The sequence below is a fragment of the Mucilaginibacter sp. P2_A4 genome (assembly GCF_056405015.1).
This window is the reverse complement of sequence record NZ_JBFUCX010000019.1, coordinates 86751-112458: the sequence shown is the minus strand read 5'-3', so window position 1 is coordinate 112458 and position 25708 is coordinate 86751. Positions and strand designations below refer to the sequence as shown.

Below are 25708 nucleotides of genomic sequence, written 5' to 3'. Positions count from 1 at the left end.
GTTTAATTTTTATGATTATATTTATAAAAGAAAATGCGCTCCATAATATTAAAGCGTTTAAAAACATTATTAAAATGCGGTTAAATAGTAAAATTGGACTAATTTGGATTGTTACCATCTGTATAGCTACGCTTTCTTTTAGTATAAAAGCTATGGCCCAACAAAAAAATCAAATGGTTAGATTGGCGAAAATTCAAGTTGATCCATTGCAGCTGGAACAATATAACACTGCGTTAAAAGAACAAATGGCAACGGCTGTACGTGTTGAGCCTGGTGTGATAACGTATTACGCTGTTGCTGACAAAAGCAACCCCTCACATATCACCATCCTTGAAATATATGCCGACACCGCCGCATACAAAATACATATAGAAACCCCGCATTTTAAGAAATACAAAGAGGCAGTTCAATACATGGTTAAATCTTTAGAACTTATTGATGTAAATCTAATTAGTTCTGCAAAAAAGCCGGGCATGTAATTGTATGCTCGTACCATCTTATGTCTCATGACCCATTACCAAGGGGGCGTGGTCATCCTTGCGATGGGGCGGGTACTTGGTTATTAAATATAGGTGTAATTATTATTATGGCATCCGTTTGAAACGATTGCTGATAAATCCCTTTATATCGAAATAAATATCATTCCTGCGTAAATAAAAACAGCATGGGTCCAACCAAACGTAACTTTATTGCGTTAATTACATCGTAATAAAGATTAGTACTATAATTGTTTTATGAGTTTAGATGGATCAAACAAAAAGGCTGGAAAATATATCAACGTTATCCCTACGGATGAAGCCGGTTTTGGCAAGCTGATTCCTATTTTGAGGGAGTACATGGGCAACAAGGCCGAAAACTCACCCAAGAATCAAATAGGGCCTTTTAAAACCGATGTGGACGTTTATAATACACGGCCTGCAAGCGGCCTGCGCATTACATGGGTAGGCCATTCCAGTATATTAATTGAAATTGATGGTAAACGGATCCTTACGGATCCTGTTTGGGGTGATAGGGCATCTTTCTCCAAATTCTTCGGGCCTAAGCGCTTTTTTAAACCGCCCATCGCGTTAAATGATCTGCCGCACTTGGATGCGGTTATTCTGTCGCATGATCATTATGATCACCTGGATAAGGAAACTATAAAATTCTTTGCCGGCAGAACCATACCATTCTATTGCTCTGTAGGCGTAAGTACATACCTTGAACAATGGGGGATTGTTAAAAACTTTATAACTGAGATGGATTGGGGCGATAGCGTAATGATAGATAATGATATTGTGGTAACCTCGGTTCCGGCAAGGCATTTTTCGGGCAGGGGGGTAGTTAACCGTAATGAAACCTTATGGGCGAGTTTTGTAATAAAAGGGCCAAGGCATAATGTCTACTTTGGTGCCGATTCTGGCTGGTCGCCAAGTTTTGCGGAGATTGGTGATGCCTTTGGTCCGTTTGATTTGACTATGCTTGAAGTTGGCGCCTACGGAAAATTCTGGCCGGATATTCACATGGGGCCAGATCATGCTTCAAACGCCCATATCGCTCTAAAAGGCAAACTGATGATGCCTATACATTATGGCACTTTCAACCTGGCGCCCCATGCCTGGTATGAACCGGCCGAACGACTGGAGAAGTTAGCCCAAGATAAAAACATCAAGCTTTTTGTACCTGAGCCTGGCAAACCTGCCGAGGTTAAGGGAGAGTACAATTCTGAGTGGTGGAAGAGGTTTATGTAGGCTCGAGCCAAAACCTTCAAATTGATGAGTCGACTCACCCGACATCGCTGCGCTTGTCACCCTCTCTCCGCTTCGCGCATAGAGGGGATTTAAAATTCGGCACAAAAAAAGTTTTGACCCTCTTTCCAACGAAGTTGAAGAGAGGGTCGACCTGCGAAGCCTGGTCGGGGTGAGTCGTAGCCGCCATGCATACAAACTTTGTTATATAATCCCGATATTGTAACATTTCTCCCGTTCAGCATTCCAACAATAAACCAAAGCAAATGCCCCAGTCCTATATATTAGTTATTAATGGCAAACCCGAAGGTCCGTTCAGCATGGATGAGCTCAAGGCTAAAAAAATAAAGCCGGGCGACTTTGTGAAAACTCCCGAAATGGATGATTACAAAGAAGCCCAGGAAATTGCCGAACTAAGGGAGCTTTTAGGCTTTGCCAAACCACCGTTGCTAATGCAATACTTTGGCAGTTTTGATCAGCGGTTGCTGGCTTCGTTTTTAGATTGGTTTATTGTTTTCGGTGTTTTTGTGATCATCATTTTTGTGGTAGTGATTGTATTTATGCAGGATAAAGAGAACCGTATTGTAGTTAGCCTTAGCTTGCTGGCCTGTGTGCCCGTCGCCAAATTCATTTACCACGTTGTAATGGAAAGCTCGGCAAGCCAGGCCACTTTTGGCAAGCAGATGCTTAAAATAAAAGTAGTAGATATGCATGGAGATCGCATCAGCGCAGGCAAGGCCATAGCCCGTAACCTTTGCAAAATATTTTCGGTAATGACGTTTTTTATCGGTTACCTGTTAGCCTTTTTTAACAAGCAGCAGCAATGCCTGCATGATATGATGGCGGGTACAGTGGTGATTAAGGAACGGTTGTTTTGAGGGAGGTTGATGCTTAAATTTGATTATGGAAACGTTAATTATACATCCCCAAAATAAAGAACAACTGGATGCTTTAAAAATATTTATGAAAGCATTTAAAATTTCATTTGAAGAAGAGAAGCCGTACGATCCTGAATTTGTGGCAATGATTCTTCAGGGAGAAGAAGATTTAAAAGTCGGAAAAGGAGTTAAGGTGGATATTGATAATTTATGGAAGTAGTTTTACTCCCAAAGCTTTGATTCATCTTGATGAATGGCGACAAATTGGTAACGTTGGTATTCAAAATAAAATACATGAACTTCTTGTTTCTATAAAAGAATTAACCGCCTATTAATTGATGATTTACATCCAAACAACTTAATCCCCAACATAATCATTAAATTTGCAGCTTATTAATTATCCGCTGCATGAATACTGATGCTGTTAAATTACTGCAAGGCCGTTATTGTAATTCGTTAACCGAATATTCGCGTTTTGTTACCCGCGAGGTGAACATTGGCGATGTGCCTATGGGGGGTAATAATCCCATCCGCATACAAAGCATGACCACTACCGATACTATGGATACCATGGGTACCGTTGAGCAGTCTATCCGGATGGTTGATGCCGGTTGCGAATATGTACGCATTACCGCGCCCAGCATTAAGGAAGCTAAAAATCTGGCCGAAATTAAAAAGCAGCTTCGTGCCCGTGGGTATAATGTACCCCTGGTTGCCGATATTCACTTTACGCCAAACGCAGCCGAAGTGGCCGCCCGTATTGTTGAAAAGGTACGCGTAAACCCCGGCAACTACGCCGATAAAAAGAAATTTGACCAGATAGATTATACCGACCTGGAATATCAGGGCGAACTGGACCGCATTTACCAGAAATTTGCGCCATTAGTAAACATCTGTAAAGAATATGGCACCGCAATGCGCATTGGTACCAACCATGGTTCGCTGAGCGACAGGATCATGAGCCGCTATGGCGATACCCCGCAAGGTATGGTTGAATCGGCTATGGAGTTTATGCGGATGTGCGAGGCGCTGAACTACTATAACCTGGTGATCAGCATGAAATCGAGCAATCCGCAGGTAATGGTGCAGGCATACCGTTTACTGGTTGAAACCATGGTTGCCGAAGGTATGAACTACCCGCTGCACCTTGGCGTAACCGAGGCCGGCGATGGAGAGGATGGTCGCATCAAATCAGCAGTAGGCATAGGTACTTTGTTAGAAGATGGCCTGGGCGATACAGTTCGCGTTTCTTTAACCGAAGAACCCGAAGCCGAAGCACCGGTGGCTATTGAATTAGTTCGCCGTTACACGGAAAGAAAGAATCAGGAGTCAAGAATCAAGAGTCAAGAAGAGCTTGCGGGATTGGCTATGAACTATGGGCAAAGCACACCCGAGACGAGCACCTCGCAACCCGCAATCCACAACCCTTACGAATACAAAAAACGCCATACCTACGAGGCTAATGCTTTCATTGGTGGCCATATGGTACCCAGGGTAGTGATCGATCTATCGGAAAAGAACCTGAAGGATCCATCTATTTTGGCTGATGCCGGATACCTGTACTCTCCGTTGCTGGATAAATACAACATGGCCGAGCAGTCGGTTGATTTTGTTTACCTGGCCGATGAATTGCCATCGTTTAACCTACCCGGTAACTTAAAGCAGCTTTATAATTTTAACACCTGGCAAAAGCTAGCCGATAAAACCAACTGTCATCCGCTATTCACGCTAAAGGAATATATTGAGGCAACAGATCATACATCCACATTAAACCTGGTTAGGATATTACCTGCCGATATTGATTCGGACGAGTTTGGCGCATTGCCTTTTGATCATTCGCTGGTATTTGTACTGGAAACAAACGCGCTTAATGGCATGGCCGATCAGCGTGCATTTTTCTTTAAACTGGAAGAGCTGGGGCTAGATGTACCGGTGATAGTGAAAAGAAGCTATAAGTTTGAAAGCGAGCATGGTCCATCGACTATGGATCATGGACAAAACACAACGAACCTCACTACTAAACTACAACTGTACGCAGCTACCGATTTAGGTGCTTTGCTGGTTGATGGTTTTGGCGATGGCATCTGGATTGATGCGCCCGAACTTCCATCCAACATCATTACTTCTACCGCATTTGGCATTTTGCAGGCTACGCGTTCGCGCATTTCCAAAACAGAATATATCAGCTGCCCAAGTTGTGGGCGTACTTTGTTTGATCTGATGATCACTACGCAGATGATCCGCAGCCGTACAAGTCACTTAAAAGGCCTGAAGATTGGTATTATGGGCTGTATTGTAAATGGTCCCGGCGAAATGGCCGATGCCGATTATGGTTACGTAGGCTCTGGTACCGATAAGATCACCCTTTACCGTGGTAAAGAAGCAGTGAAGAAAAACATTAGCGCGGCCAACGCGCTTGATGAACTGATTGGTATCATTAAAGAAGATGGTAACTGGATAGAGCAGGAATAATTGGGCAAACCATAATTTATGAGCGACAAGATCACTGTTTCAACCATTCCCTTAACCCTTAAACGGCACCTGGAATTGGTTAATAATAACGCTGATTTTGGAATTGTTAATGATGGCTGGAACCAGGATGACTTTGCTGTAGTAAGCAACGAGCCGGGTTTAACACACGGTTTACCTATTAAAACAGATTACTACTCAGTTATTTTATGCCTTAGGGGCAGTTGTAAAAAAACAATCGGGCATTTTGTATTTGAGGTTTATCCAAATTCTATTCATTTGGTGTCGCCTGCATTTATCACTTCTTTTGAAGATGCTTCTGCCGATCTGCTGTTGTACCAGGTAATGTTTAAAAAGGAGTTCCTGCTCAATAATCTTCTTAAAGAAAACATTCTGAATAATCTGTTGGAGGTAAACCCCGAGTATCCGCCAATATATGGCCTCTCGCAAAAAAGTTGTGCATCCCTAAAATCGCTTTACGAAAAAATGAGCGACGAAAGCCGGGAAAAAGGTGCTTTCCATTTGCAGATACTCAGGCTGTTACTCACAGATCTGCTGTATGAAATGAACCGCGCCTGCGAAAATTGTTTGCTACACTCCACCCGCCATTTAAGTAAGCAGTATCAATTGGTTTACAAGTTTAAAAAATTGGTAGAAGATCAGTTTTTAACCCTTAAAACGGTACAGGAGTACGCGGATGCCTTATTTATATCTGCCAAGTATTTAACCGAGATAGTAAAGGGCGAAACCGGGCAAAATGCCTTGCATGTTATCCACAACCGCCTGTACCTGGAAGCACAATACCTGTTATCGTCATCGGGCCTGAGTATTAAGGAAATTGCCGAGCGATTAAACTTCGACAATAGCTCGCACTTCAGTCGTTTTTTCAAACGCTTTGCCGGTAATAATCCTTCGGAGTTTAAGCAACTTCAATAAAAATATTCCTGTTTTAAAGTTCAAAACCCCCGTTATGACTATTGCCTGACGGTAATAATATCCATTCGGAAAAATTGGTTGTTAAAACCGATTTATTGAGATTGATGGGCCTCCATATCGACCGTACCTTTGATGTATCAAATCAACACAAGGGACATGAAAAAGCAAAGCATCGAGTTAATAAAAAGTAGGTTACTACAAATTTACTTCGAAACCTATCAAATTTTGACCATCATTTACAGGTAATTAATTTAAGGATTCGACTAAACGCAAATTATATATTTAAACAAATACTATGAAGTAGTGGATTACTTTGGGGTAGGTTACAATCGCAAATGCATCGTTATTTTGCACCCATCGGAAACACCGAAATTTTGTTGACCCAAAGAAAATATTATTCTTTCAGCGGTTAATTTAATATAAAAACTACCAGCCTTTGCAGGCTTCGCTATATATGGACATATGAAAAAAAGGCAGACTTACTACAAGTTTGCCTTTTTAGCTTTCCATACTTTGCTAAATAAAAACAACCGGTGCGCTGAAGGATGCTCTGCGGATAACACCGTTTAGCGAACCTGGTTTCCACTTTGGCGAAAGCTTAATAACCCGTACCGCTTCTTTGTTCGCTTCGGGAGTAAGTCCTTTTATAACTTTAACGTGGTTTAGTTTGCCGCTCTTTTCCACCACAAAATAAACGACTACTTTTTTTCCGGCTAATCCTTTTACCGGGTGCAGTTTTGATTTGATAAACTCAGCAAGTTTTCCCTGCCCTCCCGGAAACTCCGGTAATACTTCATTACGCGGCGCAGAAACCGCTGTGTTGGCCGTATCTTTTTTTGTTTGGACCAGCGCCCGCAGTTCCGACCCGCAAAAGGTAAAAATTACCCCAATTAGTACAAGTTTAAATTTCATGGTATGTAATATTTGTTTGATGATATCGATGTTGTTTGTAAATACGGAAACCCAATAACAACGAGATAACAGCTTTGTTGTGGCCGTATGTTAATAAAAGCATGATGCATTTTAATAGATAGGTTAATCCACACTATTAAACTCTGCAAACATGTTACCAGCTTCGGCGAGGCTGCTAAGGTTTACATAATCGCATAGTTCGGCGTATTCTGCCCACAGCTGGTGCACTACTTTGTTTTGGTGAGCTTGTTGTATAGCTTCGGCAGATAGCCACTCAAAAACTTCTACTATAGTGCCATCAGCAGCTTCCATAATTATTGCTTCACGGTCAGTTACCAACCCTTCTGCCTTTAGGCGGGGTACGTGCGTTTTGGTCAATTCCTTTAGCGCTTCGCCTTTGCCGGGTTTGGGTTTGTAAGCTACTATTACTATGCGTCCCATGGGTTTGATTATTTGACGAAGCAATTTACAATTTTAAAAACTCTTATAGCAATACCGGGTTTGGTTTATAACAATAACCAAAACAACATGGCAAAGAAAGTTGCAGACCAACTGGTAGAGATGCTGGTAAATGCCGGTATAAAAAGAATATACGCGGTTACGGGCGACAGCCTGAACGAGGTAAATGACGCGGTAAGGCGCGAAGAAAGTATTCAATGGATCCACGTGAGGCACGAGGAAGCCGGGGCTTATGCCGCAGGTGCCGAGGCACAGTTGAACGGTCTTGCCTGTTGTGCTGGCAGCAGCGGGCCGGGTCATGTACATCTCGTTAATGGTTTGTATGATGCACATCGTTCAGGTGCGCCGGTTATTGCCATCGCCTCAACTATAGCCAGCTTTGAGTTTGGTACCGGCTATTTCCAGGAAACCAATACCATTAAGCTATTTGAAGATTGCAGTTACTATAATCAGGTAGCTACTACGCCCCGGCAATTGCCGCGGATGCTGCAGGCTGCGATACAAAGCGCAATACATCAAAAGGGTGTCGCGGTAATTGGCTTGCCAGGCGATGTAACGAGCATGGATGCCGTTGAAATAGATTCTGCCACTCAAAACTTTAATCCTATCCCGGTTATCAGGCCAAATGATGCAGATTTGCAGCAACTGGCCTCAATGTTTAACCAGTTTTATAAGATCACCATATTTTGTGGTATTGGCGCGGCCGACGCCCATGACGAAGTAGTCGCACTATCGCAAAAGCTGCAGGCAACGGTAGCTTACTCTTTTAGGGCCAAGATGGATATTCAATATGATAACCCTAACGAAGTGGGTATGACCGGCTTGCTGGGTCTACCATCGGCCTATCATAGTATGCATGAGTCGGACCTGCTGATTCTTTTGGGTACCGATTTTCCATATACGCCATTTATGCCCGGCGATTGCAAAATTGTGCAGGTTGATACCAAACCAGAGCGCATTGGGCGCAGGGCCAAAGTTGATGTAGGTTTATGCGGAACCATAAAAGATACCCTTACCGCCCTGCTGCCATTGGTTAGCCAAAAAGAAGACGACAGCTTTCTTAAGGCGCAGTTAAAAATTTACGCTGATGTAAAGGATAAAATGCAAACCTATGTTAGCGATAGCGGGGAAACCGATAAGATCCACCCCGAGCATGTGGCCAGCATACTGGATAAGTTTGCCGCCGATGATGCCATATTTACGGTAGATACAGGTATGTCATGCGTATGGGGATCCCGCTATATTAACGCTACGGGTAAGCGCAAAATGATAGGTTCTTTTAATCATGGATCCATGGCTAATGCCATGCCGCAGGCTATTGGTGCAGCCCTGGCACGCCCCGGGCAGCAGGTTATCGCGCTTTGTGGGGATGGAGGTTTATCAATGATGCTGGGCGACCTGGCAACTATCGTTCAATACAAATTACCTGTCAAGATTATCGTTTTTAATAACCGCTCATTAGGAATGGTAAAGCTGGAAATGGAAGTGGCCGGCCTGCCCGATTGGCAGACAGACATGTATAATCCCGACTTTGCGCTGGTTGCCCAGGCCATGGGTATTAAAGGCATCAACGTTACAGAGCCCAGCCAGGTAAAGCAGGCTATCAGCGATGCCCTGGCTTTTAACGGTCCTGCATTGCTCAACATATTCACAGATCCTAACGCGCTGGCCATGCCACCCAAAATAGAACTTAAACAAGTTGCAGGCATGGCCGTATCAATGACCAAACTCATGCTCAACGGACATATGGACGAGGTGTTAGATACCGTTAAAGCTAATTATAAGCACCTGAAGGATTTGTTGTAGGAGGGGGAAGGTGAAAGGTGAAAGGTAAAAGGTGAAAGGTGAAAGGTAAAGGGGTGAAAGGTAAAAGGTAAAAGGTTCAAAATAGCGAAGCATCTTCTATACCCGTCATTGCGAGGTACGAAGCAATCTCTACACAGGCAGGTCCGCCTCAAAAGTTTAACACCTGTTTGTTCGCTCTGTATAGTATAGAGATTACTTCGTACCTCGCAATGACGTGTTTGCAAAAAAAAGTTTCTACAAAGGGTGGACCATTGCGGTAGCGGCGTAGTTCATAAAAAACAGCAAGTTATTATTAACTATATTTAAAAACTAAAAGAGTCCACTGTCGGAATAAACCATCACACCAGGGGACGGTTAAATACTATAAAGTTCGACACGTGGAAGGACAAAATTTTAAAACAAAAACACTGTTTTCATTAATTATAGCGATAAGTTTCTCCTTTAACTCTTTTGCTCAGGTGAGTAATGGGGACAGCTTAATGGAGATTCATATCGTGACTCCCCAAAAAAGGTATTTAGAAACCGATAAGATAAATCTGTCAATAAAAAATAGATCAAAAAGACGCTTATGGTTCGTAGTTGAACAACAAATTAAAAAAAAAGATGGATGGGTTACATTCATTCCTAATATCAGCATTCCAAAATCTGAGATACTGCGTTTTGAGGAATTAAAGGCGAATGGCGAAGCCATTGTAAAATACCAACTGAAATGGACTAAAAAAGATTTATTATTGCGAAATTCTTCAGTAAATATCTTTAATTACAGATATAGATTCTTGATAGAATTTAATAATTCGCAGGCAACAAAAGTAGGCGAATCCTTTAGTGAAGAATTTGAATTATATAGTCAAAAATAAATCAAGGCAGGCATCTGCAAGTTGGAGCGGAAAATTGTTTTGTCCGTCCGTCCGGTTGTGTTGGGCTGCAGTTGGCTCATGAAGTGCTTCTTCGCCCAGTAAAGTCTGCGAATAGATCCTTCACTGCGTTCAGGATGACAAACTTTTTAAACGTTTCTTCTTCAGATTCTAAAACAGACTTACTATAATGATGGTATTAATATAGCTATTAAATCCTAAAACAACCCAAACTTGTCCCTCATCCTATGTCCTTCTTCAAGAACATAAACCATGGGTACTTCGTGGCCAAGGTCTTTAAAAACCATGATGTCGCGGTATTTTTTGTTGATGAGGTTGTAGAAGGCGTACTCGTTGTTGGGTGGCGCCAGGTGATCAAGCAGGCCGATGCCTAAAAGGATAGGGGTTTGTATATTCTGGGCAAAGTTCTTGATATCGAAGTAATCCAGGTTGTCCAGGATCTTATCAAATTTATATCCCTTTTCGCCGGCGTACTTCCGCAGGTCATACATCGGCCAATCGTCCTGGTCGGTAAGGTTACGGATATCGCTGAGGATGGGGTTTTGTGAGGAGATGAGTTGGGCGCGACTATCCAGGCCGGCTACGGCCGCCGCCAGGAAACCACCCATACTGCCACCTGATACTTCAACGCGTTTGGGATCAAGCTCCGGGCGCGAGTTGATGAAATCAATCGCACGGATACAATCCATAATGGCGCCGCGAAGCACATATTTGTTTTTGTCCTCTACATTAAGGCTGATAAATTCCAGTCTTTTAGGGTGTATCACGTCGCGGCTGTTGCCTTGCCCGCGTACGTTAAGGGCAAGTATGGCAATGTCATCATCCTGACCCAGCATGGGCTTTAAATCAACCTGGTAACCGGGCAAAGCTAAAAACGTGGTGAACCGTTTATTTTTAACCGTTGTTTTTGGGATAGTAAGCCAGCCGCGAACAGTAATATTATCCAATGATTTCATCTCGATGAGGTATACCCTGCGGTTCTCTGTCGATTGATCGGTCTTTTCGATCATTTTAAAATCGGGCTTAACCGCTGCTAATTCGGCTTTGGTGCTTTGCCAAAAGCTGTCAAAATCAACCGGACGACCGTGCTCCGACTGGATCTCATCTGGCCGGATGCCAAAAACGCGGCGGGTAGTATCGTCATAATCAGATACGTTCACCATGAAATTTATTTTATAAAACCCTGGTTTTTGGGCTGGTATTGTAAAATCATAACCCGCGCTGCTGTGCTTTGATAATTTTACCTGCCTTGTTTCTTTGGCCACAGTAACGCCGGCAGGGGTGGTAGCAATATATGATACCGTGCCAGTTTGCGGGGCATCCGTTGCATTTTTTACATTAAATGTATAGCTGGCCCGGCTGCTGAAAATGGCATCTTTACTGCCTGCAATAAGCGTGGTTGAAACTTCGTCATCAATTTTATGAACGGGAGTTTTGCCGTCGGCCCGGTTGATAATTAAAAGGCAGGTTAAGCCAAGTACAGTGATGTAAGGTTTTAGGCTGGTCATGATATTTTATTGTGATAGGTAATCAATACCAGCTTACCTGGTATCAATACGGTAGTTTAATGATACGGAGGCACTGCTGCCCGCGCCTGTATTACGGCCGGTGATAAAAGTGCCGCCGGTTAAAAACAGCGATAAGCTTTTACTGAATGCATGCCCGTAACTTAGCGATACCTGGTTAAAGGCAAAGTTTTTACTGTTATTGGGGTTTGTTAAATCAAACTGCTTGTTTTGGCTGGTTGCATAAAAACCGCCGACGCTTACTGATACTTGCTCATGAAAGTTTTTATCCAGTGTTAAACCGTAGGTTGCATTATATCTATCCTGAAAAACAGATTCGGTTCCAAAATATTCACGTACGCCGTTTTCTAAAACAAAATAACTTTGCTTGCCAAATAAATGCCCGCTGCCTGCAAAGGCCAGCTTAAGTTCGGCACCGGCTTGCTGATAGCCAAGGTTTGTATTGGTGTATGCTGGTATAATACCCGATGCTTTTATGCTGAAATAGTATTTGTAATTAATATTGGCCAGGTAGTATTTTACACCAATTTCTATATCCTGGAACCCCGAGCTTTTAAAGCTGCCATTGGTGTTGGTCCGGAAATCGTTCATAATGAAAGGCACCAAAGCCGAGAGCGTAAACTTACGGCTCAAGCCATATTCTGAGTATAGTGAATAGCTGAATGATTGGAAACGACCTCCATCATCAAAAGCTTTTTTATGGCTTACGCTATCCCATTGCTTGTTGGCAAAAAAGTAACTTGCTGATGGTGATAAGGAGAACCTGCCCGGTCTAACGGGGAAGCCATCGGCAAAACTGTTGTTATGCGTTAACGTTAGCAGTATAACAGCGGCAAACAGGTATTTGGATAAGGTTTTATTAATGGTCATAGTTTTATTCATAGGTGTAGGTTAAAATAAGCCAAAGGTGTCGCGCATCCAGCTGCCTTCATAATCTTTATATTTCTGACTCACCTCGTGCCCCAGGTCTTTATAAACCATCACTTTTTTATCGGTATTTAAAGAGTTATAAACAGCATAGCCATTGCTGGGTGGTACATACGGATCAAGCAGGCCTAAGCCCAGCAGTGTAGGGCATTTAACATCTGTAGCAAAGTTTTTGGTATCGTAATATTCCATGTTGTGTAAAACCTGGTCGAATATTACATCGGGCTTTCCGGCAACATATTTTCTGATATCGTTCATAGGCCATTCAGTGGTGCCCACCAGGTTGTGTACGTCGCTTAAAATGGGGTTTTGTGCCGAGCAGATAGTTATCCTGTTATCTAACCCAGCAAGCGCTATAGCCAGATACCCGCCCATACTACCGCCTGTGGCCAGGATCTGGTCATGCCTTAACTCGGGGCGCGAGTAAATAAAATCAACGGCACGTATGCAATCCATAATTACGCCACGCATTACATATTTGTTTTTATCCTCAATGTTATAGGAGATAAAGGCATCGCGTTCGGTATGGATCACATCGCGGCTGTTACCCTGGCCGCGGGTATTGAGGGTGATGATAGCCAGGTCATCATCTTTACCAACAATGGGCTTAAGCACCACCTGGTAACCCGGCAAGCCTAACAGTACCGAAAATTTTTTGCTTTTGTTGCTTGTTTTAGGCAAGGTCATCCATCCGCGGATGGTGAGGTTGTCTAATGATTTCATCTCGATAAGGAAAACCCGGCGGTTATCGGTGTTTTGCGATGGCTGCTCGGTTACTTTAAACTGAGGTTTTACTTTGGCCAGTTCGGCTTTGGCTGTTTTCCAAAAGCTGTCAAAATCTGCTGGTTTTGGGTAAGCCGACTTAATATCATCGGCCCTGATACCAAAAGCGCGGCGGGTAGTATCATCATAATCAGATACGTTGATCATCATATTCAGCTTATAAAACCCAGTTTTTAATGTTGGTATCTCAAAATTGTAGCGCTCATCGCTGTTCCTGCCAATTTTTACCGTTTTATTCAGGGCTTTAACTTTTACACCTTTTTCGTCGGTAAGCACGTATGATATGGTGCCCGTCTGCTCGGTATCATAAGTGTTTTTAACATCAAAAGTAAATGATGCGGTTGAACTAAAAATGCCTTCTTTATTATTGATGTTTAATACGGTTGATACAGTTCCCTCATCTTCTTTAACTACTGCCGGGGCTTTAACCTTCGGAGAATCATGCTGAGCAAAAGCCTGCTGAAAGGCGGTTATTGCCAAAGCAACGAGTATGTATTTTTTTAAATTGATCGCCATAAATAATGATTATGCACTGATCTTTGCCGACTCATTTTCGGGATTATACCGCTTATTCCTGATCAGGAAATCTGATCTGCGAATATAATGGTTGAGCGGCTCCTCAATAAGTTTAAACAAAGTGATTGATATTACATTTAAAACGAGAAAAGCGTACAGAAGGTTTAAACTATCGTACTCAAAGGGCGAGTGCCAGTTAAGCCCCCACTTATCATAAAGCTCAAATGTGTAATCATTTAGCCAGTTAAAACTATAATGCAAAAAGTTATACATGTAACCCAGGTGTACCAGGTAAAATATGTAGGAGCTTTTGCCCAGCAACTCCACAAGCGGGTTGGCCAATATTTTTTTAAGTACGGTGGTTTCGGTAAGTATGCCGTAAAAGAACAGCGCAATTGATAAAGCCAGCAAGTAATTATTGGTGATGATGCCAAATGGGTTATGTAAACCAGCTTCCTGCCCGGCAGGGATAGGTAGGGTAGACATGATCCAAACGCAGAAGAAGATCATGAAAAAACCCAGGTAGGTAAATTTCTTCTTACTGCTCCCATCCAGTTTTTGTTTGCGCACAATGAGCGCCAGCTGTATCCCGGCAAAAAACTCAAAACACCTGCCCAAAAAGGTGTAAAGCATCATAAATGTAAAGTTGCCGAAAAAGCCATACCAGTTTACATGACTGCATATCAATACCAGTACCGCGCCTAAACCGGTAACCGCAATGGGTTGGATATAAAACTTTTTGTATTTGGTGGCCACCAGGAAAATAAACGGTGCCGAAAAGTAAAAGCATTCCTCTACCGTGAGCGACCAGCCCTGTGCAATTCCCGTAAATTTAAACTGATCAAAAAAGCCCCTTAAAAAAACAATGTTCATCAAAAACATCACAATAGGGTTGTGCCCGGCGGTAACTATTTGGTTATTGGTAAAGTAATAGGCGATGAAAGCCCCAATGGTTAAAATAGCGTACATGGGGTAAATACGGGCCACCCTATTTTTTAGGTATTGCTTAAACCAGTTTTTAGTAAGTTTAAAACTATCGAAATAACGGAAAGCGATTAAAAAGCCAGAAAGCACAAAGAAAATAGTAACCCCGATGTGGAACTCATTAAAAAAGCGTTGCACAGAGTGAGGAAATTTTTCATCAAAAACGTAAGCAAAGTGCGATATGAACACCAGGTAGGCAGCCATTGCACGTACGCCAGTTAAGGCCGGAATATAATTTTGTTGCGCTCTTTGTGACAAAATAATTATAAAATTAGAAAATTCAATCAGTTTTTTCAACCATAAGTTAACAAAACTAATACCAAAGGTTACAATGCCCTTAAACGGACTAAGCGGGGAATAAGTTTTTCAAATGACTTTGTTTAACTACTTGAAATTTCATTATTTTGCGGCATACCAAACTTTATGCGCCAAACTTTACTCTCGCTGTTTTTCATTATTTTATTTAATAACCTGCAGGCGCAGGAAATCATTGAACAATTTCTGGGGATAGACCAGTTTCCTGATAAATTTATAATAGCAAACAAAATTGTACGCAGGGAAAGTTACGAGTATAGGCTGAACCGCAAAGGCATCGCCGACTCAACCTATATAGGCGCAGTAAATTTTAACTATAACAAAGAAGGCCAATTAACAGATCAGGTGCATTTTGACAAGGAGAATTTTTTAGATAAGAAAAATGTGTACACCTATTATGATTTCGGCTTGATAAATAAAAAAGCAGAATATTTTTACTCGAAGAATAAGTTTTATCGCAAAGGCTTTAACCCTATTCATGAATATACCTATGATACGGTAGGAAGGTTAGAAAACCACGTAAACTACACCACAGATACCTTATTTGTTAACAAAGAGAAAAGAGAATACGACGCCATAGGAAGATTATATCGTATCACTAAAACAACAGGTAATCAGCTTCCTTACGTTGCCAATATGGCAAGGTATAATGATGAAAACAAGCTGGAAACTATAGATTATTTTTATAAAAAAGATACTCCCGACTACAGCTTTAACATGCAGACAGACAGTACAGCCAATGGTGATAAAATCATCAATATCAGCAAATTAAAACCGAGGCAGGAGGAAGAATATTGGTGCACCTATAAATTCAACCGGTACAATCAATGTGTTGAAATCATTGGATTTGAAACGGTTGGATTTCAGAAAACCCAATACACAGACAAATTAATTTATAATACTGATGGCACCCTGTACACTTCTATTTTTTATGTCAATAAAAAAATGGAGAAAATGTATAAATACTACTACCATAAGTAATTGTTATCCGTGGTATTTACAACTAAGCTTTCAGCTTAATTTGCAAATGCTTAACTCAAGTATAATCAATGATAGGTTAATTTAAGTTGAAAGCTTAAATTAGGTTGGCCACGAGTTACGCTGCGCTAAACTCCGGCAGCTATTTATTATAATGCACTTCCCTGCACCACTCCCCGGCTCAAGATTCTTTGGTCGATATAGTATTGGATCTCTGATTTTTTTAATCCCCAGTTGGGGGCTATCAGCAGTTCACGATCGCTGAGACCGAAGAGCCTTTGAATCACGATATCCGGGCGAACGCGTGGTAATAACTCGCACAAAAAGTCGGCATATTCATCAATGCTGAATACCTTAAAAGGTTCACGCTTATATTTAACACCCATTACCGAGCCTTCTACAATATGCAGGTGATGGAATTTTACAAATTTTATCTGAGGGAAACGGTTAATCTCGTCGGCGTATTTCAGCATCATTTCATGCGTTTCCCATGGGAAACCAAAAATGGTATGTACACACACATCAAGTTTACTGTTCTCCACCAGTTTTAGGGCTTTCACTAATTCCTCGTGGTTGCATCCACGATTGATCTGGCCCAGGGTTTCGTCATAAATAGATTCCATACCCATTTCCAGGTCGACATCAAACCTGTCGGTATAGCTTTCCAGCAGGGCTATTTTTTCCGCGTCAATACAATCCGGGCGGGTGCCAATGCTCAGGCCAACAATATCTTCGGTGCCATAGCTCAGGGCCTCGTCATACATCATTTTTAAATAATGCGTTGGCGCATAGGTATTGGTGTTGGGCTGGAAGTATATAATAAATTTATCGGCCTTGTTACCCGTGCGTGCGCGCTCCATCCCTTGTATCACCTGCTCGCGCACAGTAGGGGCATTGCGGCTAACCGATGGGGTAAAAGAATCTACGTTGCAATACGTGCAACCACCATAGCCTTTACTGCCATCGCGGTTGGGGCAGGTAAAGCCGCCATCAACAATTACCTTAAATACACGATGGCCTTTATATTTCTCCTTAAGCCACGGGCCATAGTTGTTATAGCCCTTCTCCCACGTTGATGTTGTTTCTCCTGTTAATTGCATTATGCCGCAAAGATAGTGAATTGATAAGCAAATGCATGTGTTACTGTAATAGCCTATAATGATTTACAGAATGTATGGCAGGCATGTTTATTTATTGATAAATAATAATATCTTCATCTTATCAAGTTTAAACAACCCTAACTTTATGCGTCGTTATATCATATACACCATTTTACTTTGCACAATAACGCTTACTACGTACGGCCAAAAATATGGCGATTATATTCCCGGTTGTATTTACGACCTGCAAAATGTGAAATCGATAGGCTTAATTAAATGGACGCCGCCAACCATAAGCCCGTTCACCACCGTTGGAGATCATGTTTTTTTTAAGTTAACACCCGACGATCAGCGACAAAAGGTAAAGACCGCGCAGTTCAGTTCTTTTGTGATGAAAGCTGACAGTTTTGTTGTTTCTCACGCAAAGGAAACAGAGCAGTACCCTATTCTGAAAGTTGTTTTTGATAAAGCTGTAAAACTTTACGCCCGGTACCGGACTACAAATTTTAACGGACCTGCCGGTGTTTACATGGCTAACCGTTATGATATCGATTATTATTATGGACCCGATCCTGACCATATAACCAATTTGGACCGAAAGAACTTTGCTGAGGTAGTAAGTTCCTTACTTGATGATCGCCCGGACCTGGCAGAGAAGATAAAAAACAAGGAATATAAATATGGCGATCTTGACGACTTGCTGAAACTCTATTTTAAGCAAAAAGATCTTCTTTCCAAAAAATCGACGGATACTCAGAAGCCATAAAGATATTTATGATGTAACTGGGCAACAAGGGCTGGTTTAGGCAATTGTATTATTTTTATAAAACCTCATGTTTTAAACTATATTTAGCAACTGAACATTTTTGTTACAAATGCCGTCAGCCTAAATGAAGTTGTGCCCCAAATATTAAGTAAGATGATAAAGAAGCTGATACATTTTTTTGTTAAGGCAGAAATAAAAATGGCAGATTGGAAAGCCAGGAATGGATTAACCATCCTCAGGGTTTCATTGGGCCTGGTATTTATATGGTTTGGTGTGCTTAAGTTTTTCCCGGGGCTAAGTCCGGCTGAAGACATTGCAGGCAGAACTATTGAAACGCTTACCCTCGGTTTGGTGAAGCCGGCAGCCGCATTACCCCTATTAGCTGTTTGGGAATGTACCATAGGCCTGGGCTTTATTTTAAAAAGGTGGCTAAGCTTAACATTGGTTTTGCTGTATTTCCAGATGATGGGTACCTTTTTACCATTGGTGTTTTTCCCCCACGAAACCTTTACCCATATTTTTGTGCCAACTTTACTTGGTCAATATATTATAAAAAACATAGTGCTTTTATCGGGTGGATTATTAATTAGTGTCACCTCAAAAGGTGGGGTTTTAACATCATATTCCAAAGTTGAAGCGAAGACTCCAAGATTTAAACGTGTTTACAGGCATCACAAAAAGAAGGCTAAAATGGCTGTGGAAGTATAATAATTACGCTAAGTTAACAGCCAATCACAACATGCGCTCGTTTGCAAATGGGGGATAGCATTAAAAGGTAATCTTAGTTTTGGTAATATCACTTGTTTTTACCACCATGGTATCGGCTAATAGGTCGCCTATTCTTTGATGTTTTTCTGTTTTGGAGATGCATATCACAGCAGGTATTCCGTACATGAAAATGTCAACAGGGTCGCAAATGCGGCGTTTTAATGCATCTTTTATACTGATTTTTGATCCATTGGATTTAACCACTTTTAATTTGCAAATGTCATGACCCGGTGTGCCATTTGCTGATTCTAACACCACAAAATAAAGAAACCAAACCAGGAATACAGGCAATGCCGCAACTCCTGTAACCTCCATACTACCATTCTGAGTGGGGTGCCCTAACGTGTATACATAAACAAAAAAGAAAATACCATAAATGCTGTAATCTATCAGTGTGGCCAGTATTCGTAATTTGATATATGCTTTTGAGGTTACCGTGGATAGTTTCATGCCATAATATTACACCTTTTTTCCATTAAAAGTAATATTATAAAGATCGGTGCGCCTGTCCTTTAAATTTTGTACGCTGCCATACTCATGAAGCTCATCCAGTAAGGATAGGTCCACATCGGCAATTACAATCATTTCGCTGTTGGGTGTGGCTTCTGATTGGATGCCGTTGGTCGGGAAACCAAAATCAGATGGTGTAAATACTGCTGATTGCGCATAGCTGATACCCATGTTGTTTACATTGGGGAGGTTACCTACGCAGCCGGCAATGGCTACATAACATTCATTTTCAACAGCGCGGGCCTGCGAGCAAAATTTAACGCGGTTATAGCCGTTCTGCGTATCGGTTAAAAACGGAACAAACAGGATCTGCATATCCTGGCTGGCCAATATGCGCGATAGTTCAGGAAACTCCACATCATAACAGATCAGGATACCTATTTTGCCGGCATCGGTTTCAAAAACCCTCACCTCATCGCCGCCCCGGATACCCCATGAGCTGATCTCGGCCGGGGTAGGGTGGATCTTGTAAACCTCTTCCATGCTACCGTTGCGCCTAAAAAGATAGGATACATTGTACAACGATTCCTCGAAAATTGTAGGCATGCTGCCCGCGATAATGTTCACGTTGTAGGATACCGCCAGTTTTGAAAACTCCTCTATAATGGGCTGGGTGTACTTGGCCAGCTCGCGCATGGCCTTGGCCGAATCCATGTGGTTGTAATCGGCCATCAGTGGTGTACCAAACAATTCCGGAAATAGTATAAAATCTGCCTGGTAATCGCTCACCGCGTCAACAAAGTATTCGGCATGTTTCAGCAATTCGCTAATGTTGCTATAGGGGCGCATCTGCCATTGTACCAGGCCAATGCGTACTACTGTTTTTTGATTAATGGCCGAGCTGATCTCCTCATAATACACATTGTTCCACTCTATCAGCGTAGCGAAACCTTTTGACCGGCTATCCTCTGGTAAATAATTCTTCAGCACTTTACGCACGTGGAAATCATTCGCCAGCTGAAAAGACAGGGTGGGATCATAGATCTCTTTGTACTTTACCTTATCAATATACTGGCGCGGTGTAAGGTCGTTCTGGAATTTTTGGTAATTGGGGATGCGGCCGCCGGCAATGATACTTTTCAGGTTCAGTTTTTCGCACAGGGCCTTGCGGGCATCATAAAGGCGGCGGGCTAAACGCAGGCCGCGATAATTGGGATGTATAAATATATCAATACCATATAATACATCGCCCTTATCGGTATGGGTTTTAAATGTACTATCCCCGGTAATTTGTTTGTAGGTATGGTTATCGCCAAATTTTTGGTAATCAACCATAATGGCAAGCGCGCAACCTACCACAACCCCGTTAACCGTTACACAGATCTGCCCTTCGGGAAATATCCTGATGAGCTTTTTTATGGAATTGGCGTCCCAATAGTCCTCATCCATATCTATATAGGCCGACTTCATCGATTTTTTTAATTCCTGGTAATCCTGTACTTCCAGGTTACGCATTTCAACACTTTGCAGATCCATAATAGTATATATATCTTGATTTTTCCGTAAGGGCGAGAAGATTCAATGAAAATCAGCAAGCGTATGTGCGGGAAATCATAGGTTAATTATTTAGTTTAATGATGTTTTTGTATGCCACGCAACCCACAACATCAATACCGGTTGTAAAGTTAAACGTGCCCAGGCAATAAATGGTGTTACGGTTATGTTACCTAATTTAAAAGGCGCATCAGCTACCATCCCAATATGAACCGGCAAAAAAGCTGCCAGCATTAATATAATACCATAAACAGCCCATAGCCTTGTTTTGTGTGATATCAGCATCATGGCAAATACTATTTCAAATACACCTGCCAGTATGTTTATCAATACGGGGTAGGGCAAATAATGCGGAATAATTGGATAATAAGAAGCCGGATTTCTGAAATGATTAACGCCTGTAAAAGTATAGCCAATTATCAGTATCAAAAGGCTCATATTTTTTATCAAACGCATTACTCAATATACAATATTTTGTTAAATATTGTTTTAAGCAGTTTTAATGTTGTTTTCGGGTCATTTCTCCTAATTTATAACAATTCTAAATACTCCTCTTTGACAAAGTGTTGACATTGCTCCGCTTTTATAGTGATATTTTTGTTCGGTCAAATTTAAAACTGCTTTGAAGTATTTAAAGGTTATTGCTTTTACACACAAACAGATTGAACTGAAGGAAATAGGTAGATTGGTGGTATGCCAGGAAAATCTGACGGAAAAACTTCAACAGGTTAAAACTCAATTTGGGATACCAGAAATCTTTTATCTGGCTACATGTAACCGTGTGGAATTTGTTATGACTACCCCACAGGTGGTTGATAAGGATTTTGCTAAACGGTTTATTGAAGCCTTTAATACCGAGCTGTGTGAAAGTTCGTTAAGTACGTTTATGGATGGCGCTTCTATTTATGAAGACCAGGAAGCCATGGTTCACCTTTTGCGTACTTCATGCTCATTGGAGAGTTTGATAGTTGGCGAAAAGGAGATACTTGCTCAGTTGCGTAAAGCTTATGAGCATTGCAAAGAGGCTGGTTTAACCGGTGATGGCATGCGCATGATCATGAATTGTGTGGTAAAAACAGCAAAAGAGGTTTATACCCATACCAATATTTCAAAAAATCCAATTTCGGTTGTATCATTAGCTTACCGCAAGCTTAAAGATCTTAATCTTTGCTCAAATGCCCGCGTACTTATTATTGGTGCCGGCGAAACCAACCGCAATATTTCAAAATACCTGCAAAAGCATAAATTCAGCAACTTTGCTGTTTTTAACCGTACGGTATCAAAAGCACAGCAACTGGCTGATGATTTGAACGGCGAAGCTTTTGATTTAGAGGCTTTAAAAACATATAGTAAAGGTTTTGATGCTATTATCACCTGCACATCGGCAGTTGAGCCTATCATTACTACCGAAATATACAAAACACTGTTAAACGGTGAAGCTGGCAAAAAAACGATAGTTGACCTTGCCATTCCTAACGATACCGCTCCCGAAGTGCTGGAACAATTTCCGGTTAACTTTATCGAGGTACATTCATTAAACGAGGTTGCCAAACATAACCTGCAGGAACGCTACCATGAACTGGTACACGCAGAAGGTATTATTGAACAGAATATTGCGGAGTTTTTAACCCAGTTAAAACAACGCCGTATTGAAGTGGCCATGCGCCAGGTACCCGAAAAAATTAAGGAGATCCGCAACACCGCCATCAATTCCGTATTTGCCGATGAGGTACAGGGTATGGATCAGCAATCGCGCGAGATACTGGAGAAGGTGATCAATTACATGGAGAAAAAATATATCAGTGTGCCTATGATTATGGCTAAGGATATATTGATCAACGAGAATTGATAGGTTACCCTTACTTTTTATACCCGATTTTTTTAATGTAAACTTTTGCTCAAATTAAATTTGTGTGCTGAGATTATCAGCAGATGTACCGTTTATTCTCCGGCTATTCCTTTTAGTTACTAACGGCTTTTTTGCAAAAGGGGCGTCCTGCTTGTTTTGATAGATGCCATACAGCGGTTAATGGTGCTTTAATAAATGCAATCCCTTGCATAATTTATTCCCCTTTTTATTCCAATCTTACTATTTTCACAGCCTAAACCCTTTTGATCTATGTTTGAAACTGTAACCGTTGACGAGGCCCTGCGAAAAGGAAAACGTACCATAAATATTCCAATTTATATAATATTATTCGGTATGATCGGGATATCTGTTTCTTTTGTGTCCGTGCAAAATTTTTCCGGTTGGTATAATGCTGCGGGTGGTACAGGGGGATTTGTTTTTGCCTGGCTGTATTGGAGCTTTGCCATTACCAAATGGCGGTTATGGGCATTTGAAAACGTAAGAAATGTTCACGAGTTAAAACAGCGGGCAATAAAGGAGAAACTTATTTGGCCTGATGATAGTTTTTTTAACCGAACTGAAATACGGTCTGCCGATCAAATACAACGCCTTCTTAATTTAGAGAATAAGTTTAGCAGGCCAGATATTTTCAATGACGATTATTCGATACCTCCTGAAACTATAGTTTACTACTCAAAAATTAAGGGCTTGCTCCAGGCGTTGACTATGATGTTAGTTTTTGCGGGCAGCTTGTATTTAATAATACAGGAAAACATTTACATCTTTGGCGGGATTGTAAGCGTGGTGAGCGCTATTTTTACTTATACAGGTTTTGCGCATTATAACAACAGGGTTCCTCAAATAGTTATCAGTAATAGCGGCGTTCAAACAGCATCTGTACAATTTTACTCCTGGGAGGAAGCCTGGGGAGAAGATGTTATTACCAGACGGCGGGGTAAATCGAGTACAACCTATTTTATATACCAGTATCCGGGCGGCAATGCTGAGTTGGCTATTAATGAATTTGGTATCAATAAGAGAGAACTCGAAAAGCTGTTACGAATTTATCGGGGTAGAAGTGAAAAAAGCAGGACCTTGCATGAATCAATTTAATATTCCAGCCACTTTCCAACCCGTACAGATACCATATCCCCTTCGTTATAACCACCAGGCACGTCGTTTATAACGCGCAGCAGAATGTCGCCATTTTGGAGGATCAGATCTTCATAAGAACCTTTAAAGAGTACCTCCTTAATGGTCCAGTTTTTTGTTTTGGTGATGAGCTTTATTTTAATCCATTCGGGGTAAACCACCACATAATCTTTAGTGGCTTTAATGCCGCAGCTTTTGGCTTCGGGGGCAGTAAGTATATTGCAGTTGCTAAGCAGTTGCGCTGTATACAGGTTTTGTGGAGTTTGATAAAGTGTTTTGGGAGGACCCTGCTCTACAATCTGACCGTTTTTGATGACCACCAACTTATCAGCCATGGAGAGCACTTCTGCCGGGTCATGCGATACCATGATCACAGTAAGGCCTATTTCCTTTACTATCTGCCTGATATCATGCTGCAATCCCTCACGAAAAGAAGTATCCACCTGGTTAAAAGGCTCATCGAGCAATAACACCTGCGGACGGGTGATTATAGCCCTTGCAATGGCCACCCTTTGCTTCTCGCCGCCACTTAAGTCGGCCACGCGCTTATCGGCCATGTGGGCCATATTAAGCTGCTTTAATACATGTTCGGTTTTTTGCTGTTTGGCTTTCAGATCGGTTGCCGGCAACATAGCTGCAACGTTATCCCAAACTTTGGCAAACAGGTTCAAATCATCGGTATGCTGGGTAACCATTTTCATGGCATCATGACCGGGAATCAGTTTTTCTTCGGGGCCCCAGATACGTTCACCTTTAAACAGAACCGTGCCTTGATCCGGGGAAAGCAAGCCGTAAAGTAACCGTAGTAAAGTGCTTTTTCCGCTGCCGCTTTCGCCTATAATAGCCGTTATTTTGCCCGGCTCAATAGTTATATCCGTGGTTTTAACACCGGCCATTTGTTTACCGGGATATATTTTACTTACCGCAATTGCCTGCAAAAAAGGAGTGTCTGACATCGTAGGCAAAGATAGTAAACACTAATGGCACGAATTGAGGCGAATTACACAAATCTTATTGACACGAATTGATGAACACGAATTTTACGAACCAAAACGAATTTCACAAATTTTAGCTACAAGCGGATTTGTGAACATTCGACACCATTCGTGAAATTCGTGTTAATCAAATTCGTGTGTATTAGAATCCCAGCGTCAATCCAAATGAGAAGTTCTTTAAGCCTTGTTGATCGGGGCTGTTCTCAAACATATCGTTAAAGTAGTATTTGGCGTAGATACCCATGATGCCATAACCCATGCGGACGAACACTCCTTTACGCAGTTTGGCAAAGTGGTAATCATCATCAAACTTTTGCTTGCCACGTTCATCACTTATCTGTTTTACCCGACCGTTCAGTAAGATGCCAACCTCGGGCCCGGCTACCAGGCGGAAATAGTTACCCCGGCTATCCTCATGACTGCGGTAGTAAAACGACAGCGGTATGCGCAGGTAGCTTGACGAAAAACGGTTTTTGCTGAAGTGGATGCTATCCGGAACGAAGGTTAAAACCGGCGCGTTGCGTTGTATGGTAATATCCTGGCGCAGGCGGATGTTGGTCCAGTCGAACCCGCCGGAAACATAGATCTTAAAGGCGCTGTTAAAACGATAGCCGAACTGTACCACATCAAACCCAAAGTTGGCGGTTTTGGCCTGGCGATAACTCAGGAACTTGTTTTTATCAGATAACGTAAAGCTGCCGTTATCAATCAAAGTGGCAAAACCGAGGTCGATCCTTGAAAAGGTAATACCAAAGGAAAAGCCGGGTGCTTTTGAGTGCTGGTGGTAGGTAGTATCATTGTCATTTACCGATACATAAGGCACATCCTGGCCAACACCAAATTTTACTTTTAATCCTTTTTTGGTAACAACAGTATCTGTGGTGCTTTTAGTTGAGTCGGTTGGGGTGGTTTGGGCAAAGCTATAGCTTGCGGCAATGCATAGCATTGCTGTGAAAATAAGGCGTTTCATATTATTTGTGTAT

The 25708-nt window shown here is 41.8% G+C and carries 25 protein-coding genes; 13 read left to right on the top strand and 12 right to left on the bottom strand.

From position 1 onward, the window contains the following. Window positions 1-11 precede the first annotated feature (11 nt). The 6 genes from AC1DYB_RS26890 to AC1DYB_RS26865 all read left to right on the top strand — a co-directional run bounded on the left by AC1DYB_RS26890 (window position 12) and on the right by AC1DYB_RS26865 (window position 6010). On the top strand, window positions 12-479 hold the full coding sequence (locus AC1DYB_RS26890; RefSeq protein ID WP_477439575.1) for a putative quinol monooxygenase: 468 nt from the start codon (window positions 12-14) through the stop codon (window positions 477-479). 255 nt (window positions 480-734) lie between these two features. Further along, window positions 735-1730: an MBL fold metallo-hydrolase gene (locus AC1DYB_RS26885; protein ID WP_477439573.1), complete on the top strand. Its 996-nt coding sequence runs from the start codon at window positions 735-737 to the stop codon at window positions 1728-1730. 263 nt (window positions 1731-1993) lie between these two features. Then, on the top strand, window positions 1994-2605 hold the full coding sequence (locus tag AC1DYB_RS26880; protein ID WP_295714463.1) for an RDD family protein: 612 nt from the start codon (window positions 1994-1996) through the stop codon (window positions 2603-2605). Window positions 2606-2630: 25 nt separating this feature from the next. Next, entirely contained in the window at window positions 2631-2825 is a 195-nt protein-coding gene (locus AC1DYB_RS26875; protein WP_477439571.1) for a DUF2683 family protein, read from the top strand. Window positions 2826-3013: 188 nt separating this feature from the next. Further along, window positions 3014-5077 carry a (E)-4-hydroxy-3-methylbut-2-enyl-diphosphate synthase gene (gene ispG, locus AC1DYB_RS26870; protein WP_477439569.1) on the top strand — a complete coding sequence of 688 codons (2064 nt, stop codon included), beginning with the start codon at window positions 3014-3016 and terminating at the stop codon, window positions 5075-5077. 18 nt (window positions 5078-5095) lie between these two features. Continuing rightward, complete coding sequence (locus AC1DYB_RS26865) at window positions 5096-6010, top strand: helix-turn-helix domain-containing protein (RefSeq protein ID WP_477439567.1); 915 nt, start codon at window positions 5096-5098, stop codon at window positions 6008-6010. Window positions 6011-6526: 516 nt separating this feature from the next. On the opposite strand, the gene AC1DYB_RS26860 is transcribed toward AC1DYB_RS26865, so the two are convergent. Both AC1DYB_RS26860 and AC1DYB_RS26855 read right to left on the bottom strand, forming a co-directional pair. Then, on the bottom strand, window positions 6527-6922 hold the full coding sequence (locus tag AC1DYB_RS26860) for an energy transducer TonB (protein ID WP_477439565.1): 396 nt from the start codon (window positions 6920-6922) through the stop codon (window positions 6527-6529). 123 nt (window positions 6923-7045) lie between these two features. Then, window positions 7046-7363, bottom strand: coding sequence for a hypothetical protein (locus AC1DYB_RS26855; protein ID WP_477439563.1), 318 nt, complete (start codon window positions 7361-7363; stop codon window positions 7046-7048). Between the two features lie 87 nt (window positions 7364-7450). Here AC1DYB_RS26855 and AC1DYB_RS26850 point away from each other — a divergent pair, with 87 nt between their 5' ends. Next, on the top strand, window positions 7451-9187 hold the full coding sequence (locus tag AC1DYB_RS26850; RefSeq protein ID WP_477439561.1) for a thiamine pyrophosphate-dependent enzyme: 1737 nt from the start codon (window positions 7451-7453) through the stop codon (window positions 9185-9187). Between the two features lie 377 nt (window positions 9188-9564). Continuing rightward, on the top strand, window positions 9565-10044 hold the full coding sequence (locus AC1DYB_RS26845; RefSeq protein ID WP_477439559.1) for a hypothetical protein: 480 nt from the start codon (window positions 9565-9567) through the stop codon (window positions 10042-10044). A gap of 215 nt (window positions 10045-10259) precedes the next feature. On the opposite strand, the gene AC1DYB_RS26840 is transcribed toward AC1DYB_RS26845, so the two are convergent. The 4 genes from AC1DYB_RS26840 to AC1DYB_RS26825 are packed head-to-tail and all read right to left on the bottom strand — an operon-like array spanning window position 10260 to window position 15056. Then, window positions 10260-11570: an acetylxylan esterase gene (locus AC1DYB_RS26840; protein WP_477439557.1), complete on the bottom strand. Its 1311-nt coding sequence runs from the start codon at window positions 11568-11570 to the stop codon at window positions 10260-10262. 33 nt (window positions 11571-11603) lie between these two features. Continuing rightward, a complete protein-coding gene (locus AC1DYB_RS26835) occupies window positions 11604-12470 on the bottom strand; it encodes a hypothetical protein (RefSeq protein WP_477439555.1) in 867 nt (288 codons plus the stop codon). 9 nt (window positions 12471-12479) lie between these two features. Beyond that, the gene (locus tag AC1DYB_RS26830) at window positions 12480-13814 is read right to left on the bottom strand and encodes an acetylxylan esterase (protein WP_477439553.1); all 1335 of its coding nucleotides are present in this window, start codon (window positions 13812-13814) and stop codon (window positions 12480-12482) included. Between the two features lie 9 nt (window positions 13815-13823). Beyond that, on the bottom strand, window positions 13824-15056 hold the full coding sequence (locus AC1DYB_RS26825; protein ID WP_477439551.1) for an acyltransferase family protein: 1233 nt from the start codon (window positions 15054-15056) through the stop codon (window positions 13824-13826). 165 nt (window positions 15057-15221) lie between these two features. Between AC1DYB_RS26825 and AC1DYB_RS26820 the strand changes: the two genes are divergently transcribed. Further along, on the top strand, window positions 15222-16094 hold the full coding sequence (locus AC1DYB_RS26820) for a hypothetical protein (protein WP_477439549.1): 873 nt from the start codon (window positions 15222-15224) through the stop codon (window positions 16092-16094). 146 nt (window positions 16095-16240) lie between these two features. Here AC1DYB_RS26820 and mnmL read toward each other — a convergent pair whose 3' ends face one another. Further along, complete coding sequence (gene mnmL, locus AC1DYB_RS26815; protein WP_477397902.1) at window positions 16241-17191, bottom strand: tRNA modification radical SAM protein MnmL/YtqA; 951 nt, start codon at window positions 17189-17191, stop codon at window positions 16241-16243. A 145-nt stretch (window positions 17192-17336) separates the two neighbouring features. On the opposite strand from mnmL, the gene AC1DYB_RS26810 reads away from it, so the two are divergent. Further along, window positions 17337-17957, top strand: coding sequence for a hypothetical protein (locus tag AC1DYB_RS26810; RefSeq protein ID WP_477439547.1), 621 nt, complete (start codon window positions 17337-17339; stop codon window positions 17955-17957). A gap of 153 nt (window positions 17958-18110) precedes the next feature. Beyond that, the gene (locus AC1DYB_RS26805) at window positions 18111-18665 is read left to right on the top strand and encodes a hypothetical protein (RefSeq protein WP_295714419.1); all 555 of its coding nucleotides are present in this window, start codon (window positions 18111-18113) and stop codon (window positions 18663-18665) included. A gap of 60 nt (window positions 18666-18725) precedes the next feature. Here AC1DYB_RS26805 and AC1DYB_RS26800 read toward each other — a convergent pair whose 3' ends face one another. From AC1DYB_RS26800 to AC1DYB_RS26790, 3 genes are all read right to left on the bottom strand, one after another. Continuing rightward, window positions 18726-19175 carry an RDD family protein gene (locus AC1DYB_RS26800; protein WP_477439545.1) on the bottom strand — a complete coding sequence of 150 codons (450 nt, stop codon included), beginning with the start codon at window positions 19173-19175 and terminating at the stop codon, window positions 18726-18728. Window positions 19176-19184: 9 nt separating this feature from the next. Beyond that, window positions 19185-20711: a carbon-nitrogen hydrolase family protein gene (locus AC1DYB_RS26795; protein ID WP_295714416.1), complete on the bottom strand. Its 1527-nt coding sequence runs from the start codon at window positions 20709-20711 to the stop codon at window positions 19185-19187. 90 nt (window positions 20712-20801) lie between these two features. Continuing rightward, complete coding sequence (locus tag AC1DYB_RS26790) at window positions 20802-21167, bottom strand: DoxX family protein (RefSeq protein WP_477439543.1); 366 nt, start codon at window positions 21165-21167, stop codon at window positions 20802-20804. A 184-nt stretch (window positions 21168-21351) separates the two neighbouring features. On the opposite strand from AC1DYB_RS26790, the gene hemA reads away from it, so the two are divergent. Together hemA and AC1DYB_RS26780 are read left to right on the top strand one after the other, a co-directional pair. Further along, entirely contained in the window at window positions 21352-22578 is a 1227-nt protein-coding gene (gene hemA, locus AC1DYB_RS26785) for a glutamyl-tRNA reductase (protein WP_295714410.1), read from the top strand. Between the two features lie 270 nt (window positions 22579-22848). Beyond that, window positions 22849-23691, top strand: a complete 843-nt coding sequence (locus tag AC1DYB_RS26780; protein ID WP_477439541.1) for a hypothetical protein — start codon at window positions 22849-22851, stop codon at window positions 23689-23691. Here the strand turns inward: AC1DYB_RS26780 and AC1DYB_RS26775 are convergent. Both AC1DYB_RS26775 and AC1DYB_RS26770 read right to left on the bottom strand, forming a co-directional pair. Next, window positions 23688-24686 (bottom strand): ABC transporter ATP-binding protein, encoded by a 999-nt coding sequence (locus AC1DYB_RS26775; protein WP_477439539.1) that lies wholly within the window; start codon window positions 24684-24686, stop codon window positions 23688-23690. The two genes, AC1DYB_RS26780 and AC1DYB_RS26775, sit on opposite strands and share 4 nt — an antisense overlap. Window positions 24687-24867: 181 nt before the next feature. After that, window positions 24868-25695: an outer membrane beta-barrel protein gene (locus AC1DYB_RS26770; protein ID WP_295714404.1), complete on the bottom strand. Its 828-nt coding sequence runs from the start codon at window positions 25693-25695 to the stop codon at window positions 24868-24870. Between the last annotated feature and the right edge of the window lie 13 nt (window positions 25696-25708).